The sequence below is a fragment of the Gilliamella sp. X-60 genome (assembly GCF_057063585.1).
Genome location: NZ_JBXSQJ010000001.1, coordinates 47608 through 61168, shown reverse-complemented (window position 1 = coordinate 61168; position 13561 = coordinate 47608). Strand labels below are relative to the sequence as shown.

Genomic DNA, 13561 nt, shown 5'->3' with positions numbered 1-13561 from the left:
ATGAGTAGACGTTCACGTTATACAACTAAATCTGAAATCAATATAGTACCTTTGCTTGATGTGTTATTAGTTTTAGTGCTTATTTTTATGGCAACAGCGCCAATTATTAGCCAAAGTGTCGAGGTTGATCTGCCACAAGCGTCAGAATCTAAAACGGTCTCCCCTTCAGAAAATAAACCAATCATTATTGAAGTGTCTGGTATTGGTATATATTCACTGATTATTGATCAGAACCGTCAATCTAATTTACCACAAGAACAAATTGTTGCAGAAGTTAAGCAACAGATGTCACTTAACGAAAAAGCTGTTTTTTTAGTTGGTGGTGCTAAAGATGTTCCCTATGAAGAAATTATAAAAGCGTTGAATTTATTACAATCTGCAGGTGTTAAGTCTGTGGGTTTAATGACTCAACCAATTTAAATAAAATAATATAGCAAGAAGTCTGCAATGTCTTATAAGTCAAATTCAAAATTAAGTATAGCTATTATCGTATCCATTATATTACACGTGATTTTAATTATTATTTTGGGTTACCGAGCTATGTATGATAACGATGCTAACTATGGTAGCGTTAATGGAAATGCTATTGATGCTATTATGGTTGATCCTTCCGTCATGACCGAACAATATCAAAGACAATTAAAGACACAGGTGAGCCAAAAACAAGCAGAACAACAAAGGCAGCAACAAATAGATGAGCAGGCTCGGAAGCTACAAGAGCAGCAGCTTGCCCAACAACAGCGACTTAAAGAGCTAGAAAAGGAGCGCTTAAAAGTTGAACAGCAACAAAAGCAAGAAGCAGAGGCTGCACAAGCTGCGCAGGTAGCAAGGCAGAAAGAAGAAGAAGCTCGCAAAGCAAAAGAACAGTTAGAAGAGCAAAAAAGACAGGCTGAAAAACAGCGTTTAGAGCAACAGCAGGCTGAATTAGCAAAACAAAAAGCAGAGCAAGAAGCTAAATTAAAAGCAGAGCGAGAATTGTTGGATAAACAACGAGAAGAAACTTTGCGTAAACAACAAGAATTGGCGAAACAAAAAGCTGAACAAGAACTTATTGAAAAGCAACGAATTGAAAATGAACGTAAACAAGAAGAATTAAATAAGCAAAAAGAAGAACAAGCAAAAAAGCAAGCCGCTGACAAAGCTGCTGCCGAAAAAGCAAAAAAAGCCGCACAAGCTAAAAAAGATAAAGAACTTGATAATCTGCTAGGTGGATTGACATCAGGCGCACCAACTCCATCAGGTGGTGCCGCTGCTCGTAAAGGTGTTTCAGATGGAGAACTTAATAAATATAAATCTTTAGTTCAAAATGCCATCAGTAATAAGTTTATTAATCCTAACAAATTATATAGTGGTCGAAATTGTGTGTTAGATATTCAAATAGCACCTGATGGCTTATTACTTGATGTTAGTGCAAAAGGTGGTGATGACGCATTATGTCGAGAAGCGCTTGCTGCGACTAAACAAGCTGTAATTCCCAAACCTGCAAGTGGTTTTTATAATCAAGTCAAAACGATGACAATTGACTTTCAACCGAAATAATTTTTATACGCAAACACGATGTTTTCTGAAACTTTTTTACAATAAATTATCTATATCTTCAAATGTGAATATTGAAATTACATTAATCATCCCAATATATCCTCTATTCATTTCGAATCAAGTTTTTAAGTAAAAGAAGGAGCAGAACATGACAACAATTGTCAGTGTCCGTCGTGAGGGGCAAGTCGTTATTGGTGGTGATGGTCAAGTCACGTTAGGCGAACGTATTATTATGAAGGGTAATGCCCGTAAAGTTCGTCGTTTATATAATAACAAAGTGATTGCAGGTTTTGCTGGTGGTACTGCTGATGCTTTTACACTATTTGAGCTGTTTGAGCGGAAATTAGAGATGCACCAAGGACATTTAACTAAGGCTGCTGTTGAACTCGCTAAAGATTGGCGAACCGATAGAATGTTACGCAAACTAGAAGCATTACTTGCTGTTGCTGATGAAAGTGCATCATTGATTATTACAGGTACTGGTGATGTTATCCAACCAGAAGATGATTTAATTGCTATTGGGTCTGGCGGTCCTTATGCGCAAGCAGCGGCTCGAGCTTTACTAGATAATACCTCACTTTCTGCACACGATATCGTACAAAAATCATTGTCAATAGCGGGCGATATTTGTGTATATACCAATAACTTCCAAACTATTGAAGAACTCAATTACTAATCAACCGAATTAAAGAGAATATTATTATGTCTGAAATGACTCCTCGCGAAATTGTAAGCGAACTAAACCAACACATCATAGGACAAGATAAAGCAAAACGTTCTGTGGCTATAGCACTGCGTAATCGCTGGCGTCGTATGCAACTTGATGAAACATTGCGTCATGAGGTTACACCCAAAAATATACTTATGATTGGCCCAACAGGTGTTGGTAAAACGGAAATTGCAAGACGTTTAGCAAAATTAGCACATGCTCCGTTTATTAAAGTCGAAGCGACTAAATTTACTGAAGTTGGTTATGTAGGTAAAGAAGTTGATTCCATTATTCGTGATTTAACTGATTCTGCGGTAAAAATGATCCGTCAAGAAGCGATTGAACGTAACCGTAATAGAGCGGAAGAATTAGCAGAGGATCGTATTTTAGATGTACTTGTACCGCCGGCTAAAGATGGTTGGGGACAAGTTGAAAATAATACTGATTCAGCTGCAAGGCAAGCTTTTCGCAAAAAACTACGTGAAGGTGCACTTGATGATAAAGAGATTGAAATTGAAGTCGCAGGTGTCAATATTGGTGTTGAAATTATGGCGCCTCCAGGTATGGAAGAGATGACGAATCAGTTGCAGTCAATGTTTCAAAATTTAGGTGGACAAAAAACTAAACCACGTAAAATGAAGATCAAAGATGCATTTAAACAGCTAATTGAAGAAGAAGCTGCTAAATTAGTTAATCCTGATGAGCTTAAACATGAAGCTATTGAGGCAGTTGAACAAAACGGAATTGTTTTTATTGATGAGATAGATAAAGTCTGTAAACGTGGTAACTCATCAGGTCCAGATGTTTCACGTGAGGGAGTGCAACGAGATCTGTTACCATTAGTTGAAGGTTGTACTGTGTCGACTAAACATGGCTCTGTTAAAACAGATCATATATTGTTTATTGCTTCAGGCGCTTTCCAAACAGCAAATCCATCTGATTTAATCCCTGAATTGCAAGGTCGATTACCTATTCGAGTTGAATTACAAGCACTAACTAGTGAAGATTTTGAGCGTATTTTAACAGAACCAAATGCTTCGCTTACTGTTCAATATAAGGCGCTAATGGCAACGGAAGGTGTCAATATCGATTTTACTCCAGATGGTATTCGTAAAATAGCAGAATCAGCATGGCAAGTGAATGAACAAAATGAAAATATTGGTGCTCGTAGGCTACATACTGTATTGGAACGCTTGATGGAAGAAGTCTCATTTGAGGCGAGTGAACTTGATGGACAGACTGTTACAATTGATGCTAAATATGTTGGTGATCATTTAGATAAACTTGTTGCAGATGAGGATTTAAGTAAGTTTATTTTATAATTAGCTTATGTTAGGCATAAAAAGGTGAGTTTTACTCACCTTTTTTATTCTTATTTTCTTAGTAATTCTCCTAAGATATCGGTAGCTCTTGATTTAGATTTCGAATGATCTTTAGAATTATGATTCTCTAATTTATCGCGAAGTTTTTCTAAACGTTCTTGTAATTTATCACTTAACACATCGGTAACTAATTTACCAATATCAATTTGGTAACGAAGTTTAGTAAATTGACCATAAATGCGCAGCGGTATTGTTAACTTTTGTAGTTTTGCAATAGTTTCATTTTTAGCATTCCAACCACCTAGCATTTTTAAGTTCAAATTTATATCCAAGTCCTGTTTTAATATTCCGACTCTTCCTGAACCGTCAATGACATCAAGTGTTTCAGAATTAGCGTTTAATGTCGAAAACTCCAAATTTCCCTGTTTCAATTCAGCATTGGCCGAAATTGTATGAAATTCGGTATATTTTTTTTGATTTTCAGGTGTCATGACATCTTTTGAATAATGTGCTGCTGCATTTTGGATAATACTTTGAATATTCAGATTATTGAGTCTTGCATTATTTACAACAATAGCGACATTTCCTTGCAAGTTAGCTAAAAGTTTGGAACCTGATAAGCTGTTACTCTCTAAATCCCCTGTAGCGTTAAATAAGCCTTCTAGATCATGTGCCGTATCCAGTTGGTTAAAAAATGTATTTAAATCAACATCAGTTATCTTGGTATTAAGCTTTACGAGTGTATTTTTTTGTTTGCCATTTGCAACACCTGTTGCAACTATATGACCCTTAGCAAAATCTAAACTGATGTTTTTAAATATTGCAATACCGTCATTATTAGTCATATCAATGTTAATATTATTTAATGTTATTTTGTTAGCATTGAACTGTTTAATATTTAACTTAGCTTTAGCATTAAAAGTATTTAGAAAGCTTAATTCATTATTGGTTTTAGTAATATTTGACACCACAGGTGAAGTTTGTTGAGTCGTTGTCTTTTTATTCGATTTTTCATCTATTTTCAAAAATGAGGAGAGATCGATTTTATCTGAATTTATCTGCACATCTATGTACGGTTTATTTGCTAACTCAGCATTGATAGTACCAGTAAAATAATTGTCATTAATTGAAAAAGATAAATTTTGGCTTTTCAGCAAGGTAGGCGACTGCTGATAGTTAAATACGCCATTTATATTACCTTTTAGTTCTTTGGTAGAATTAGCGACGCCTTTATAAGTGAAATCAAATTTTTTTAAATTAATTATTGCTTGTTCAGGGAATTGATTTAAATCGACATAAGCATGGGCTATGTATGATACATCTTGTTGATTTTTATCTATATTACCACTTAGATCGATTGAAATGTTTTTATCTTTATTTTGTTCTACTACTAGATTGATATTTCTGAAGTTAATGAGATCATTTTTATGTTGAAGCACCACAGTACTATCAGCAACTTCAAATTTATTTAAGCTAAATTTCCAACTAGATGAATTTTTTTGATTTTTTGAATCGGATGTCTCATGAGTATTCGCATTAATAGATAGTCTATTAGTATCATTTTTTGCAATATTGCCTTTACTTTCATCTGTAATGTTGATGATTGCTGATTTGATAAATACATTTTTAACTGATAATTTTTTTGAGAAAAGAGGTAATAATTCAACATCTAGTCTCATATTATCTGCTATCAAAATCGGCTTTTGAGCGCCAGTATCATATAGTTTTACTGAATCGGTTAGAATACTTACTTGTGGCCATATATGCCAGCGCAAATTGCCATCAATAGATAACTCATAACTTGTTTTATCTTTCACTGTATCAGAGATAAACCCACGAAAGTTGTTAGGATCGACAAAAACAATAAGCGAAAAAATACTAATTGTGATAAGTAAAATTAAGGCAAAAAGAATAACCAATATTTTTTTGATCATATTAACGTTCCTTTGTTATAGTTATAAACCGCTTAGTCTTTATCAATACGACTGGCGACAGCGCCATGTTGGTCTTTATATTTTGCATCTTGCCTTCTATTATATGGCCTTGCAGCAGATCCTGTAAGTGTTTCAAAACTGAGGGCTCCGATTGTCATGCCAGGCCTAAGTGCTAATGGAATTTTTCCTGAATTATAAAATTCTAAAACAATTTGTCCTTGCCAACCCGGATCGATACGATGAGCTGTAACGTGAACCATAAGTCCTAGTCTGGCAAGCGATGAACGTCCATCTAACCAACCAACCAAATCGTCAGGAATAGTGACTGATTCTAATGTTACAGCTAATGCTAATTCACCAGGGTGTAGGTAAAAGGCATCCCCCTCAGGTAATATCATTTCTTCACTCATTACTCGTTCTAACACAGCTGATACTTCTTCTTTAGGTCCACTTAAATCTATATAAGGTGTGGTATGTTCTCGGAAAGTTCTAAATTGGTTACCTAATCTAACATCAACTGTCGCACCATTAATACTGCTTTTAGCAGGTTGTGGTGTTATTTTTAATTTACCATTTTGCAAATACGCTTCGATATCTCTGTCGCATAATCTCATGAGTTATCCTCAATTCAGCTTGTATTGCTTTATTCTAACAGGTTCTTTTAATGGCGTCGATGTTAGTCGTTTAAGGCTTTAGCACCCATGCACGTCCATAGTGGTTATAATATCCTGCTAATTTACCTGGTTTATCACCAATGCCCAAATAAAGGTCAAAATGTTGTCCTTTTATCGCACCGCCAACATCGAGTGCTACCATCAGTCGAGTTTCTCGTCTACCTCGATATTGTCCATCTTCATCAAGAAGTGGTACATCGACTAATACTACAGACCCTATAGGAATAATAGATTTATCTGAAGCAACTGATGCATTTGCAATCAAAGGTACTTCTGCTGCGCCTGTAACCTCAGCATGATATTGTGGTTTGAAAAAAACGAATGAATGGTTTTGAATTAATAAATCTTTAAGTTGCTTTTCATGTTTATTTTCAGCCCAAGCTTTAATTGATTGTATAGACATGTTTTCTTTTGCAATTTCACCTTGTTCTACTAATAATCTTCCTATACTTGAATAACCATGATTATTTTTACCCCCATAGCAGAAGAAAACTAAAGGCGAGCCATCTTCAAAATCAACATAAGCACTACCTTGTACTTCCATAATGAAGTTATCCATTAAAGAGTTACTATAAGCAATTTCAAGATCCTTTCCAGCTAATGCACCATCATAAATTTGTTCGCGATTTGGTAATTGTTCGCCACTGTTATCAGGCATTTTGTAAATAGGATATTTAAATTCTGCGGTTGGTTGATGCCTTGCTTTGATTATCGGGGTGTAGTAGCCTGTCAAATGCACATTACCGTATTCATCTTGTCCAGCCATTTCATAACTGTTAAGTCCAACTTTGTAAAATTCATCAGTCCTTAAAGAGTGGTTTATCCATTCATCTATAGCCTTATAAACTTGTTCATTTTTACGATATAAAGATGGGGATGATGATTTAATTTTTTCAATTTGAATAATGTAGTCTGATATATTCACTGGAATACTTAATTGAGGGTGATTTATGTTAAGTGGTAAAGATAGTTTTCCATCTTTATATTGTTGACCTTGATTGATTGGTTTATTTGAATTGTATTGGCTACCAATTAGAAGAGATAAGACAAGTAAAACACATAAAAAATAAAAACGATAATAATGGCTGTTTTCTTTCATTTTGGTAAATCATATATAATATGTTAAGTAATATAACTAGTTATGCTACACAATTCTATTATAAGAAACTACCAATAATTATGAAGTAACCATAAAAATTTTTCATAAAGATTCAGCTTGCGATTTAACGTTGGAGACTTTATAGTCCTATAATAAAAGAGATATTAGAACATTTTGAAAACTAAAGGTAATAAAAGCGATGAGCATTACATCCTCAAAGCATGATCTAAAGCGAAACCTTTCTAACCGTCATATTCAATTAATTGCAATCAGTGGCGCAATTGGCACAGGCTTATTTATGGGCTCAGGAAAAACAATTAGCCTTGCTGGACCTTCTATTATTTTTGTGTATATGATTATTGGTTTTATCCTTTTTTTTGTTATGCGCGCGATGGGGGAAATTCTGCTTTCTAATTTGAAGTACAAGTCTTTTAGTGATTTTGCCAACGACCTTTTAGGCCCTTGGGCGGGTTTTTTTACTGGTTGGACTTATTGGTTTTGTTGGGTGGTTACAGGTGTTGCCGATGTTATCGCAATTGCTGGTTATGCTCAACATTGGTTCCCAGAATTACAATCTTGGATACCAATGTTATTAACGGTTGTTTTACTATTAACCTTAAACCTGTTAACTGTAAAAATGTTTGGTGAGACAGAGTTTTGGTTTTCAATGATTAAGATTGTTGCAATTTTAGCTCTGATTGGTATTGGACTCATGCTTATTGTAACGGCTTTCCATTCCGAACAAACTGATACCACAGCTACATTTTCAAATCTATGGCAATACGGTGGTTTTTTCCCTCATGGTACTATGGGTTTTTTTGCTGGATTTCAAATTGCCATTTTTGCTTTTGTGGGAATTGAATTAGTTGGTACAACCGCTGCAGAAACAGTTGATCCGAGCAAAAATTTACCTCGTGCTATTAACTCTGTGCCAGCACGTATTATTTTTTTCTATGTTTTTGCTTTAATTATTATTATGAGTGTCACACCGTGGACGTTAATTTCTCCAAATAAAAGTCCGTTTGTTGAATTATTTACTTTAGTTGGTTTACCAGCTGCCGCAAGTATTATTAATTTTGTAGTACTGACATCAGCAGCATCTTCAGCTAATAGCGGTATTTACTCAACAAGCAGAATGCTATTTGGACTTGCTAAAAAACAAGATGCGCCAGAACCTTTTGGTAAATTATCAAGTCGTTCAGTGCCAGCGAATGGTTTAGTATTTTCGTGTGCTTGTTTATTTGGTGGTGTGGTTTTGATTTATTTAGTGCCTGATGTTATGGAGGCCTTTACCATAGTAACCACAATTTCGGCTATTTTATTTATGTTTATTTGGTCAATGATTCTTATTTCTTATATTGCTTATCGTCGTAAAAAATTAAACTTGCATGAACAATCTCAATTTAAAATGCCTGGCGGGATTTTGATGTGCGGTGTCTGTTTAGCTTTTTTTGCTTTCATGATTGTGTTACTTACTTTTGAGGCTGATACCCGCCAAGCATTAGTAGCCACACCTATTTGGTTTGCTATTTTAGGTGTGAGCTATTTTATTCGCTCTTTAAAACGCCAATGAATCTAAACTCAAAATGGCAGGGAACCCTGCCAATATCATTATTGCAGTTATTGAGATTTATTTTTTTCTGGCCAGATAATACTGGCAATAATACCCAAAGCAAGTATACCTAAAACGATATAGAGACTTGTGGTTGGATCGATATCAACACCATATCCCAATAAATGGTTGCTTGCATTTAAAGCTAATTTTCCGGCAATAAAAAAGAGTAAGCAGATAACAGCCTTACTAAGGTGAACTAAATACTGTTTCATGGCTTGTAAAATAAAGTACATCGTTCTAAGGCCTAAAATAGCAAAGATCATGGCACTATAGACGATTAGTGGCTCTTGGCTGACAGCAATCACTGCAGGAACAGAATCAAAGGCAAACATAACGTCACTGAGTTCAATTACAATAATACATAAAAATAGCGGTGTAGCATAAAACCTGCTTTTAGGTATTTTATCGACTAAATTTTTGTTTTCAGGTTTAGTAAGTTCTGTATCAAGTTGTTTTTGAGATAATAAAAAGTGATGGCCGACAACTTTGGGATAAGATGGAAAAATACGTTTGGCTATGCGAAACGCAAAGTGATTTGAGTAATCTTTGATATCTTGGTCATTGTCTTGATTTTTCAACATCATTATTCCTGTGCAAGCCACCAAGATTGAAAATACAAATTCCATCCACGGCCCCAAATATAACAAACCTGTACCAATTACGACAAAAATGGCGCGAAATATAATAGCACCAATAACTCCCCAATAAAGTAAGCGATGACGATAATTATTAGGTACTGCAAACCACGAAAAAATAGCCATAATCACAAACAAATTATCGACCGATAATGCTTTTTCAAGGACATAACCTGTAATAAATAAGCTGGCTATAGCACTGCCATGATGAAGGTACAAGTATAGCGCAAACCCCAGGGCAACCATTATCCAAAATAGAGACCAAACAATGGCATTGCTTAAACTAATTGGTTTATCGTTATGGTGAGCATATAAATCAATAATAATTGCGGCTAGGGCTAGCCCAATAAATACCAATATAGTTTCTATTGGAAAACCTAATGAGTCTTGAATCATAATTATATTACCTAGTATTAAATGCTATATGGAGTGAATTTTGTTTCTTGTTATGCTGAATTATTAAATAGATCATAATTATAAAAGTGATTGAGTATATATTGCTAGCTAAATCAAAAAAAGTTATATTTGCAGGTCTCGTTTAACTGTTTTAATTTAATAACTTTTTGAGCCAACATTCATGATAAAATTTAGGGTAATTATTTTCTTTTTTCTTCCTCTTTTTTCAGGGTTATTACATGCACAATCAGTGGAACCTTACGTATCTTCTTTACCTAAAGGAAGTGATTTATCCATTTTGATTCAGTCTGTAGGAAGTAATCCTAAGACATTAGCAAAATATAAAAGTGATCAGTTTAAACAACCTGCAAGTACTCAAAAAGTAATAACCGCTTTGGCAGCTGAGCTTGAATTAGGGAGTGATTTCCGATTTATAACGCGCATGCAAACTAATGGCACGGTTAGTAATAGTCAGTTAAATGGTGATCTGATTATTCAGTTTAGTGGCGATCCTACTTTTACTCGCGCACAATTAAAAAATATGATTGCAGAGCTACGTCAAAAAGGTATTGAAAAAATTGCAGGAAATGTAATTCTCGATACTTCAATATTTACAAGTCATGACAAAGCTCAGGGGTGGTCATGGAATAATCTAACAGCTTGTTACAATGCTCCACCATCTGCAGTGATTATTGATGATAATTGTTTCTATGCAACATTGACCCCAGGTAAAGTAGGAGCGAAAGCCTCTATTTCTAAGTCATCGAATATTCCTGTTGTTGTGACAGGTGATGTGAAAACGATCGCAAAAAACAGTAAAGATCTCAATGATAAGTATTGTGAATTAGATGTAAGCTATTTAGATAAAAATCGTTATTATCTATCAGGGTGTATTGCCTCAAGTTCTGATAAAACGCCGCTAAAATTTGCGGTAATTGATGGTGTTGAATATTTTTCTACTATTTTTAAAAATGAACTTAAGCAACAAAAAATCACTTATACCGGATCACTCTTTGAACGCAATCAGAGGACTAGTGAACAGTTGTCTTTGTTAGCTTCTAATCAGTCAGCACCACTTTCTGAACTGTTAACCGTGATGCTTAAAAAATCGAATAATTTATATGCAGATGCTATTTTTAGAACTTTAGGTGCTCATTATTATAATGTTCAAGGTACATGGCGTAATGGTGGTGATGCTGTTAAGCAAATTTTACGCAAAAAAGCAGGTATTAACCTTGAAAACTTAGTTATTGCTGATGGTTCTGGTTTATCTCGATTAAACTTGGTGAGTGCTGACAAATTAATGGAAATTTTGCAATACATTGCTGCCCATAATACGCAATTAAGGATTATTGAAATGTTACCAATTGCCGGGGTTGATGGTACATTGCAAAATCGTAAGAGTTTTAACCAAGCACCTTTTAAAGAGACAATACGAGCCAAAACAGGTTATATTCAAGGATGTTATAATTTAGCTGGATTTATCCAAAAGTCTGATGGTAGATATGTGGCTTTTGTACAGTTAATATCGGGTTACCACGCCGATAGGCAAAATGAGCCAAAAAATAGTGCAATTATGCGATTTGAATCAGAGTTTTATAAAAATTTCATTAATTAAGGACTAAAAGGACACATAGGTTTGATATGAAAATGAAATATGTGTCCTGATTTATTGTCAGTAAAATGTATTAAATTAAAGATTATTTCCTAAAAATCCACCACTTTGATGTTTCCAAAGCTGTGCATATAATCCATTTTTCTTGAGTAATTCTTGGTGTGTTCCTTGTTCAATGATTTTACCTTGATCAAGTACAACCAACCTATCCATTGCTGCAATAGTTGATAACCGGTGAGCAATGGCTATAACGGTTTTTCCCTCCATTAAAGAGTATAGGCTTTCTTGAATGGCTTGCTCTATTTCAGAATCCAACGCACTTGTTGCTTCATCTAATAATAATATAGGGGCATTTTTAAGAATAACGCGAGCAATTGCAATACGCTGCCTTTGTCCACCGGATAATTTTATGCCTCGCTCACCGACAAATGCGTCATAACCAGTTCGACCTCTTGCATCAACAAGCGTTTGAATAAAGTTATCAGCATGTGCCTTTTGAGCTGCTTCAATCATTTGTTCTTCGGTTGCGTGATTGTTACCATAGAGCAAGTTTTCTCGTACTGTTCGATGCAATAATGAAGTATCTTGTGTCACCATACCAATTTGCGCGCGCAGGCTTTCTTGACTTACAGTGGTAATATCTTGACCGTCAATAACAATCTTGCCACTTTGTAAATCGTAAAAGCGAAGCAATAAATTGATAAGTGTTGATTTACCTGCCCCTGAACGACCAACTAATCCAATTTTTTCACCTGATTTAATTGTTAAATCTAAATTTTCAATGACTGAATGATGCTGCTTCTTGTCATATGTAAAATGAATATGTTTAAATTCGATTTTACCTTGAGTAACATCAAGCGATGTTGCATTGGGTTGATCAACAACCGTTTTAGTTGCTGAAAAAGTATTAATACCGTCTTTAACAACCCCAATATTTTCAAATAGAGCTGCTATTTCCCACATGATCCAATGTGAAAAACCATTTAAACGAAGTGCAACAGCCGTTGTTGTTGCAATTGCGCCAACGCCAATTAATTGATCTGTCCATAACCAAAGTGCAACGCCTGTGGTACTTAGTACTAACGAAATAGACAATAAGTGATTAACAATTTCAAAACTACTCACTAGGCGCATTTGTTTATTAACAGTAACTAAAAATTCATCCATTGATTCTTGGGCATATTTTGCCTCATTGCCTGCATGAGAAAATAGTTTTACTGTCATAATGTTAGTATAGGCATCGGTTACTCGTCCTGTCATTGTAGAACGAGCATCAGCCTGCATACTTGCAACTTTACTTAATCGGGGAATAAAATAATACATGGCAATACCATAAAGTAGACACCAGCTCATAAATGGTATTAATAACCAAATATCTAATTTCCCAATGATTGTTGCCATAGTAATAAACGAAATTAGGACATAGATGAAAATATCCGCTACTAAAAAGCAAGTATCACGAACTGCTAGTGCCGTTTGCATGACTTTTGCAGATATCCTTCCCGCAAATTCATCTTGAAAAAAGCGCATACTTTGATTAAGTATTAGTCGATGTAGGTTCCAACGCATTCGCATTGGAAAATTCCCAGCTAAGCACTGGTGTTTAATAATCGTTTGTAGTCCAATGATAATGGTACTTGCTAAGATGATTAAGGCTAATAAGACTAATGTTGTTTTTTCTTGTTGCCAAAATTTGCTAGGTTCAACAACTGCAAGCCAATCAATGACTTTACCAAGAGCTGCATATAAAAAGGCTTCAAAAGCTCCACCTAATGCACTAAAAATAATTAATAACAGTAGAAATAAACGAGTTCCTTTAGTTGATTGCCATATGAAACTAAAAAAGTTTTTAGCCATAGGTTGAGGTTCATCTTTCGGATAAGATGACACCAATTTTTCGAAGAATTGATACATATTTAGACCTAATTAATAATAAGGTTTTCTTTGATTATATTGTCAATGATATAGAAAAATGGGGTGAGTGCAAATAGCTATAAATTATTTTTACACGCAAATTTTATAT

At 34.8% G+C, this 13561-nt stretch carries 11 protein-coding genes; 6 read left to right on the top strand and 5 right to left on the bottom strand.

Annotation, left to right across the window (positions count from 1 at the left end):
- From tolR to hslU, 4 genes are all read left to right on the top strand, one after another.
- Complete coding sequence (gene tolR, locus ACYIAM_RS00280) at positions 1-420, top strand: colicin uptake protein TolR (protein ID WP_174797347.1); 420 nt, start codon at positions 1-3, stop codon at positions 418-420.
- Positions 421-447: 27 nt separating this feature from the next.
- Entirely contained in the window at positions 448-1539 is a 1092-nt protein-coding gene (gene tolA, locus ACYIAM_RS00275) for a cell envelope integrity protein TolA (RefSeq protein WP_483746854.1), read from the top strand.
- A gap of 148 nt (positions 1540-1687) precedes the next feature.
- Complete coding sequence (gene hslV / locus ACYIAM_RS00270; RefSeq protein WP_025316169.1) at positions 1688-2215, top strand: ATP-dependent protease subunit HslV; 528 nt, start codon at positions 1688-1690, stop codon at positions 2213-2215.
- A gap of 26 nt (positions 2216-2241) precedes the next feature.
- A complete protein-coding gene (hslU, locus tag ACYIAM_RS00265) occupies positions 2242-3570 on the top strand; it encodes an HslU--HslV peptidase ATPase subunit (protein ID WP_065637340.1) in 1329 nt (442 codons plus the stop codon).
- Between the two features lie 50 nt (positions 3571-3620).
- Here hslU and asmA read toward each other — a convergent pair whose 3' ends face one another.
- The 3 genes from asmA to mltA all read right to left on the bottom strand — a co-directional run bounded on the left by asmA (position 3621) and on the right by mltA (position 7277).
- Complete coding sequence (gene asmA, locus ACYIAM_RS00260) at positions 3621-5504, bottom strand: outer membrane assembly protein AsmA (protein ID WP_483746853.1); 1884 nt, start codon at positions 5502-5504, stop codon at positions 3621-3623.
- Positions 5505-5536: 32 nt separating this feature from the next.
- On the bottom strand, positions 5537-6118 hold the full coding sequence (dcd, locus tag ACYIAM_RS00255) for a dCTP deaminase (protein WP_174797344.1): 582 nt from the start codon (positions 6116-6118) through the stop codon (positions 5537-5539).
- A gap of 70 nt (positions 6119-6188) precedes the next feature.
- Entirely contained in the window at positions 6189-7277 is a 1089-nt protein-coding gene (gene mltA, locus ACYIAM_RS00250; RefSeq protein ID WP_483746852.1) for a murein transglycosylase A, read from the bottom strand.
- Between the two features lie 199 nt (positions 7278-7476).
- Here mltA and cycA point away from each other — a divergent pair, with 199 nt between their 5' ends.
- The gene (gene cycA / locus ACYIAM_RS00245) at positions 7477-8850 is read left to right on the top strand and encodes a D-serine/D-alanine/glycine transporter (RefSeq protein WP_483746851.1); all 1374 of its coding nucleotides are present in this window, start codon (positions 7477-7479) and stop codon (positions 8848-8850) included.
- A 47-nt stretch (positions 8851-8897) separates the two neighbouring features.
- On the opposite strand, the gene ACYIAM_RS00240 is transcribed toward cycA, so the two are convergent.
- A complete protein-coding gene (locus ACYIAM_RS00240) occupies positions 8898-9923 on the bottom strand; it encodes a TerC/Alx family metal homeostasis membrane protein (protein WP_174797341.1) in 1026 nt (341 codons plus the stop codon).
- 181 nt (positions 9924-10104) lie between these two features.
- Between ACYIAM_RS00240 and dacB the strand changes: the two genes are divergently transcribed.
- The gene (gene dacB, locus ACYIAM_RS00235) at positions 10105-11541 is read left to right on the top strand and encodes a serine-type D-Ala-D-Ala carboxypeptidase (protein ID WP_483746850.1); all 1437 of its coding nucleotides are present in this window, start codon (positions 10105-10107) and stop codon (positions 11539-11541) included.
- Between the two features lie 75 nt (positions 11542-11616).
- Here the strand turns inward: dacB and ACYIAM_RS00230 are convergent, their stop codons facing one another.
- The gene (locus ACYIAM_RS00230) at positions 11617-13452 is read right to left on the bottom strand and encodes an ABC transporter ATP-binding protein (protein WP_483746849.1); all 1836 of its coding nucleotides are present in this window, start codon (positions 13450-13452) and stop codon (positions 11617-11619) included.
- Between the last annotated feature and the right edge of the window lie 109 nt (positions 13453-13561).

Bases quoted from the DNA above. Each gene is read 5' to 3' on its own strand.
- tolR (WP_174797347.1), top strand. From the start codon at position 1: ATGAGTAGACGTTCACGTTATACAACTAAATCTGAAATCAATATAGTA.
- tolA (WP_483746854.1), top strand. From the start codon at position 448: ATGTCTTATAAGTCAAATTCAAAATTAAGTATAGCTATTATCGTATCC.
- hslV (WP_025316169.1), top strand. From the start codon at position 1,688: ATGACAACAATTGTCAGTGTCCGTCGTGAGGGGCAAGTCGTTATTGGT.
- hslU (WP_065637340.1), top strand. From the start codon at position 2,242: ATGTCTGAAATGACTCCTCGCGAAATTGTAAGCGAACTAAACCAACAC.
- asmA (WP_483746853.1), bottom strand. From the start codon at position 5,504: ATGATCAAAAAAATATTGGTTATTCTTTTTGCCTTAATTTTACTTATC.
- dcd (WP_174797344.1), bottom strand. From the start codon at position 6,118: ATGAGATTATGCGACAGAGATATCGAAGCGTATTTGCAAAATGGTAAA.
- mltA (WP_483746852.1), bottom strand. From the start codon at position 7,277: ATGAAAGAAAACAGCCATTATTATCGTTTTTATTTTTTATGTGTTTTA.
- cycA (WP_483746851.1), top strand. From the start codon at position 7,477: ATGAGCATTACATCCTCAAAGCATGATCTAAAGCGAAACCTTTCTAAC.
- ACYIAM_RS00240 (WP_174797341.1), bottom strand. From the start codon at position 9,923: ATGATTCAAGACTCATTAGGTTTTCCAATAGAAACTATATTGGTATTT.
- dacB (WP_483746850.1), top strand. From the start codon at position 10,105: ATGATAAAATTTAGGGTAATTATTTTCTTTTTTCTTCCTCTTTTTTCA.
- ACYIAM_RS00230 (WP_483746849.1), bottom strand. From the start codon at position 13,452: ATGTATCAATTCTTCGAAAAATTGGTGTCATCTTATCCGAAAGATGAA.